The 922-nt window shown below is 57.3% G+C and carries 1 protein-coding gene; it reads left to right on the top strand.

All coding sequences use genetic code 11. From position 1 onward, the window contains the following. Nucleotides 1-656: 656 nt before the first annotated feature. Nucleotides 657-922 (top strand): hypothetical protein (locus AC1RPZ_RS27310; protein WP_493141017.1); only part of this gene is annotated, 266 nt, incomplete at its 3' end.

The raw sequence follows: 922 nt of genomic DNA, 5'->3' as shown, positions 1-922 counted from the left end.
CATGCTCATGTGTCGACGGATCGGGTGCTTAAGGCCCATAAAGGGAAAAGACCTTGAAAGGGCTGGCCCTTACGGCGCCTCACTTTTTTACAAGCGCCTAAAAAAGTAAGCAAAAAACGCTCGCCCCGAGCGTACGGCCCCTCGCTTAGGTTCGGCGTTCCCTCACCCCGGCATTCATCAGGGGGCATCGCCTACGGTCTGCTTCGCGACGACCTCCTCTCGATGTGTCCGGCTGCGCCGTACGGCGCTGCGCGCCCACCCCCTGATGAACACCTCCACTCGGCCTCCCGAGGGGGCGGGTGGATCAAGATCAAAAGCAACAGCACGGCGGCCTACCGGCCGGCCTGAGTGGTTGGGGCGTGCGAATTGATGTGGCGGACACTTAACCTGTAGGCGCAAGGCTCGCCCGCAATGGCGTCCGCAATTTCAACGCCGGTTATCTGAAAGAATTGTCTGTAACCGCTAATCCTGATTTCTGAAGGAAAATTCTCTAAAAAATCAGGGCAAATCTGATTTTCCCGCCTCCCAATCAATACCCCGTATCGCTCATGCAGAATCGCCCGCCCTCATTCTGCTTCGAGACATCGGATGTTCGAACCTGCCCATCAAACGCGCTTCACGTTGACCCTCAATAGCCTCCTGAAGGGCCAGTGCTGATGGACCGCGTTGCCCGGATCGAGCAGGAACTCGACAGCTTCAAAGACACCCTCCGCCTCTATCGCGAACAACTCAACCACTGGTTCAGCAAAGCCGCCGACAAGGTCAGTCACGCTGCGGATATGCCGTCGCTGATGGGTATGGAGCGGCTGATCAAATTCGGCAGCACGACCACAGCGGTGAGTACCGGCGATGACGATTTCATCTCCAGTGTGGCGCAGTGTCCGGACAGCGGCATTCTGGAAATCGAGAGCAAGTTCGAATC

Source organism: Pseudomonas sp. GW822-FHT02D10, from assembly GCF_058802345.1.
Note: the sequence above shows the minus strand (reverse complement) of the source record. Positions and strands in the feature narration are given on the sequence as shown.